This is a genomic window from Pedobacter sp. (assembly GCF_040513095.1).
GTDB lineage: Bacteria > Bacteroidota > Bacteroidia > Sphingobacteriales > Sphingobacteriaceae > Pedobacter.
This window is the reverse complement of sequence record NZ_JBEVDX010000175.1, coordinates 1-5,238: the sequence shown is the minus strand read 5'-3', so window position 1 is coordinate 5,238 and position 5,238 is coordinate 1. Positions and strand designations below refer to the sequence as shown.

The 5,238-nt window shown below is 44.5% G+C and carries 5 protein-coding genes; 3 read left to right on the top strand and 2 right to left on the bottom strand.

What is annotated here, in order from left to right; translation table 11 throughout:
- Positions 1-654: 654 nt before the first annotated feature.
- The 3 genes from ABWY16_RS19470 to ABWY16_RS19460 are packed head-to-tail and all read left to right on the top strand — an operon-like array spanning position 655 to position 4,279.
- On the top strand, positions 655-1,296 hold the full coding sequence (locus tag ABWY16_RS19470) for a DUF47 domain-containing protein (protein WP_353906335.1): 642 nt from the start codon (positions 655-657) through the stop codon (positions 1,294-1,296).
- A 6-nt stretch (positions 1,297-1,302) separates the two neighbouring features.
- On the top strand, positions 1,303-2,448 hold the full coding sequence (locus tag ABWY16_RS19465) for a metallophosphoesterase family protein (RefSeq protein WP_353906334.1): 1,146 nt from the start codon (positions 1,303-1,305) through the stop codon (positions 2,446-2,448).
- Positions 2,423-4,279, top strand: coding sequence for an ABC transporter ATP-binding protein (locus ABWY16_RS19460; RefSeq protein WP_353906333.1), 1,857 nt, complete (start codon positions 2,423-2,425; stop codon positions 4,277-4,279). Before ABWY16_RS19465 ends, ABWY16_RS19460 begins: the two co-directional genes overlap by 26 nt.
- Before the next feature lie 16 nt (positions 4,280-4,295).
- Here ABWY16_RS19460 and ABWY16_RS19455 read toward each other — a convergent pair whose 3' ends face one another.
- Both ABWY16_RS19455 and ABWY16_RS19450 read right to left on the bottom strand, forming a co-directional pair.
- A complete protein-coding gene (locus tag ABWY16_RS19455) occupies positions 4,296-4,805 on the bottom strand; it encodes a hypothetical protein (RefSeq protein WP_353906332.1) in 510 nt (169 codons plus the stop codon).
- The coding region (locus ABWY16_RS19450; RefSeq protein ID WP_353906331.1) for an aldo/keto reductase at positions 4,805-5,238 on the bottom strand (434 nt) is incomplete at its 5' end. The genes ABWY16_RS19450 and ABWY16_RS19455, both read right to left, overlap by 1 nt.

The following is a 5,238-nucleotide window of genomic DNA, read 5'->3' as shown; positions in this document are numbered from 1 at the left end:
ATATCTCCGTAAATGATCCCTAAGCTTATTAATAAACCAGCTGCTGTTAGTTTATTGACATCTTTGTGATTTCCCATTATTTTATTTTAAAATTAAGTGGCGCAAATGTAGGTAATTGTTAAGTCATTGAGATGCACTATTTTCCTTATTTTTTTTATATAAATATAATCCATGTAACATCCTTGTGTTTTTTATTTTCAGCCTCAAATAATTTAGCCTGAAATTGCTAAATCCATTTATCTTCATATTAAATCTATGTTAACACCACAGCATCATTAACAGAATGATAATTATATATTACGAAACTGTTAAGTTAGATTTGTCGGGTGCCGATACCGATTTTTGTTCTGCATGAATTGCTGATGCGAATTCATGAATTTGACCCCTCCATTGGATCATACCGATCCCATACATTTAACACTACAGGTGCTGTAATTATTATTTCTACCAGAAAAGTCAGAATCCGGAAAGCTATACTTAACAGGCAGTTCAAAGATCCGGAACTGGTATCAGAATCCGACCTTTTGCAAATTGCCAAGGGTTAAAGGCAATTAACTTATTCGCAGCAGCAGGGAAGCATTTGTAATCTTACCGGTGATTTGATATTGGCTTAACATTGTTCTTTTAAATTTACGTCCATCTAAAAGAACCATCATGAACTCGGTATTTAGCTTCTTCAGCCCCAGAGACAAAAAATTCCAGCCGCTGTTTGAGCGCGATATCAGAAACCTGGTACAGATTTCACAAAGCCTGGTAGAAACGGTAACAGAAGAAAATGAAGACCTGCGGGAAAAACATTTCAGGGAAACAGAACGCCTTGAACAGGCTGGTGACGACATATCTCACAGCATATTCCTGGAACTCAGCAAAAATTTCATCACTCCTTTTGACAGGGAAGACATCCACGCACTGGTCAGTGCGATAGACGATATTGCCGATTATATCTACGCTACCTCACTCAATATCGAACTGTATAAGGTAAATAGTTTTAGCGTTGAGATCGTTCGGCTGGCCAGACTGATCTGTGAGATGTGCAAACAGCTGGAAACCGCAATTTTAGAGCTCCGTAATCTCAGGAATATCAAAATAATTGCCGATATTTGTATTACAATAAACAAAGGAGAGAGCGAGGCAGATTCTCTATGCAACACTGCCATTGCGCACCTGTTTGAATCCGAAACAGACGCCATCGAGCTCATCAAACAAAAGGAGATCCTCCAGAGCCTTGAAATGGCCACAGATAAATGTGACGATGTTGCTAATGTGCTGGAATCGATCCTGATAAAAAACGCGTAAACCAACATGCTGTCAGAAAAGAAGAGTATACCTACAAAGCCGTTATTTAAATTAAACCAGCCCGACGACAACTACAAATTTCAAGCCCTTCCCGAGCCACTGGGAAAATACCCTTACCGCCTGAAGGCCGATATCAAAACCGGCAACACTGATAAAATGAGCTTCCAGGTTGTGGGAGATACCGGAGGATTAAAATCGCCGGCCTTCCAGAGACTCATCGCAGAGCAAATGGGCAAACAATACCTGCAGCCGGCAAATCAGGACGAAAAACCTTCGTTTCTATACCATGTAGGTGATATAGTGTATCACTTTGGAGAAGCCGATCAGTACGAAAAACAGTTTTTTACCCCTTACAAAGACTATCCGTTACCCATATTTGCCATTCCGGGAAACCACGATAGTGATGTAAACGCAATGAACCCGGTACCTTACAAAAGCCTTGCGCCTTTCAGCAGCGTATTCTGCGGTACTGAACCCAGGCCGGTTCCTTTTGGTACAGACACATCGCGCAAAAGCGGAATGCAGCCCCATGTATACTGGACCCTGCAAACTCCGGTAGCAAACATCATTGGCCTGGCTACAAACGTGCCTAAATACGGCGTTGTAACCGACGAACAAAAACAATGGTTCGTAGAAGAACTCAAAAATGCGGCAGCCGAACACCAGGAAAGAGCGATTATTGTAGCGCTGCACCATGCGCCCTACTCTGCAGATTTCAACCACAGTTCCAGTCTGCCGATGATCACCTTCCTTGAAAACGCTTTTGAAGAAGCAGGCGTTCAGCCAGATCTGGTAATGAGCGGGCATGTACATAACTATCAGCGTTTCAGCAAGAGTTATGAAGGTGGTAAAATTACGCCTTTCATTGTTTGTGGTGCCGGAGGTTTTGATGAACTGCACTGGCTGGCGGAGTCTGACGAGGTTCTTTACACCAATAAAAGCGAAATCTTTGATACCGTGAAACTGGAAAACTTCTGTACCATGCAGCACGGTTTCCTGAACGTCGAAATCACAAAAACTGAAGAGGGCCACCAGATCAGCGGAAAATATTACGCAATTCCGCATGAAGGCCTGCAGGCAGGTGAAGATGCGTATCTATACGATGAGTTTGTGTATTTTTGCAAACATGAGAACGAGCAGGCTGTTCAATAGGGATACCTTACAAAATACCAAAAAAGAAACTTTAACTTTTAAGGAGCGGATTGCGGCACTGAGTAACCTGCCCCTGTTTATCAAAATGGTCTGGCATACCAGCCCGGTAATGACTATCAGCAATATGCTTTTGCGTATCGCCAGGTCTGCCACTCCACTGGCGATGCTTTATGTAGGTAAACTGATTATCGACAATGTCGTTCTCCTCAGTAAAACACCACAGCATCAGGACCTTACTTTACTCTGGGAGCTGGTTGCACTTGAATTTGCACTGGCCATTGTTTCGGATTTACTGAACAGGGCAATTACACTGATCGACAGCCTACTGGGTGATCTTTTCTCTAAACATACCTCTATCAGGATACTGGAACATGCCGCAACGCTGGATCTGGATCAGTTTGAAGATGCTGCTTTTTATGATAAACTGGAGAGGGCGCGTCAGCAAACTGTTGGTCGTACCATTCTGCTTTCACAGGTGATGAGCCAGGTGCAGGACATGATTACCATAGTTTTCCTTGCAGCAGGCCTGGTGGTTTTTAATCCCTGGCTGATCTTACTGTTGTTTATCGCTATCCTGCCTTCTTTCCTGGGGGAATCTCATTTTAACGACCGCAGTTATGCCCTTACCAGGATGCAGACGCCGGAAAAAAGAGAACTCGATTACCTGCGTTTTTTGGGCGCGAGCGATGAAACTGCCAAAGAACTGAAGATATTTGACCTCTCAGGTTTTGTAATAGAGCGATTTTCTACGCTGTCAGACCGTTTTTACACTGCAAATAAAAAGTTATCTATACAACGTTCTGCCTGGGGCACCCTGTTCGCTTTGCTGGGCACTGCGGGTTATTATGGTGCTTATATTATGATTATCCTGGATACTGTTTCAGGAAAGGCAACCATTGGAGAGTTGACTTTCCTGGCTGCCTCGTTCAGACAACTGCGGTCACTACTTGAAGTAATCCTCAACCGTTTTACAGCCGTATCGCAGGGCGCCATTTACCTGCGCGATTTCTTTGAGTTTTTTGATATCAGCCCAAGGATTACCACATCACTGAAGCCCCTTCCTTTTCCAAGGCCAATACAATCAGGTTTTACATTTGAGGATGTAGGCTTTCAGTACCTCAATTCATCACGCTGGGCAAACAGGCACCTGAACTTTACGCTGATGCCAGGCGAAAAGCTGGCTCTTGTAGGCGAAAACGGGGCCGGTAAAACCACCCTTGTGAAACTACTGTCAAGATTGTACGACCCAACTGAAGGCCGCATCCTGCTCGATGGGAAAGACCTGAAAGAATATGACCTGGCAGACCTGCGTATGAATATGGGTATTATCTTTCAAGATTATATCCGCTACCAGATGAGCTTTTCGCAAAACATAGCGGTTGGCAATATCAAAGAAAAAGAGAACCTGCCCCTGATAAAATCCTCCGCACATCAAAGCATGGCCGATCTGCTGGCAGCGAAACTTCCCGACCAGTACGAACAGATGCTGGGCAAACGTTTTGCCCAGGGCGTAGAACTGTCGGGAGGGGAATGGCAGAAGATTGCGCTGGCAAGAGCTTATATGAAGGATGCCCAGCTGCTTATTCTGGATGAACCTACAGCTTCACTGGATGCCCGGGCAGAATATGAAGTTTTTGAGCGCTTCTCAGAATTAACTAAAGGCAAATCTGCAGTGCTCATCTCCCACCGGTTTTCTACGGTAAGAATGGCCGACAGAATCCTGGTTCTTGAAAAAGGAGAACTGGCGGAGATCGGCAGCCATGAAGAATTGCTCCTGAAAAACGGAAGATATGCTGATCTGTTTAACCTGCAGGCAATGGGTTACCGCTAACTCATCTTCCTGTAAATCAGTCGTAGCTCAGCGGTGTCCAATGGATCAGGTTTCCGGTAAAATCGTCATTAAAATAGCGCAGAAAATCCCTTACCGAATGGAAGCCGTCATTTCTGACCATGCCGGACAGTGAGGGCTTATCAAGCAACTGGTAATCAACAAAGATAGCCGGCCCAAAGGGATTGATCAGTTTGGAATAGTCTATCTGTATGCGTTGTACCGACTGGCATTTCAATGTGGGCGCAAACTGGAATTCATCAGGCGTATTTAAGTTAATCACCAGTTGAATTTCCATTCCCGCCACCCATTCATTATCCAGGTCCCTGCGGATGGTATGTAATTTTGGCTGCAGAAACTCACTGAATTTTTCCCCTTCCCAGCTTTGTCCAAACTTTGCTATATACCGTTCCAGATAATTATAATAACTTTCGTCAAGATTGCCCGGTCCGTCCAGCAAACCCTTCCATATCTTTTCCAAAAAATAGTTGGGTTCGTCATTCATTGTGGTATCAAATGATAGTTTCATTACCTGTGTTCTGAATAGTATTGTGATGCCGTCACAGCAGATATTATATCCATCTCCTCTGGTGTAAGCGCCGGAAGATCCAGGCTTGCAGCAATGTCTTCGAGCTGAACTAAGGTCCTGATGCCAATTACTGCAGTGCCAACAGGCGGATGCTGTAGTACAAAACGCACTGCAGTTTGAGCAGCTGTTCCGGCTCCCTTTATTTCATTTATAACCGCGGCAGCATAAGCAACCTCATCGGCAGACCAGTTCAGATAAGCCTTTGCAGGTTTATCTGCCAGCAGGCCCTGGGCTACGCCCCCACGGCTCAGCACTGTGATATTGTGCTCTTCCAGCAGTCCAAAGCATTCTTCTTCCGGCCTTCTGTCCAGCAGACTGTATTGCATCATCACACTTACTATTCCGGATTTTTTAACATATTCCCTGATCACAT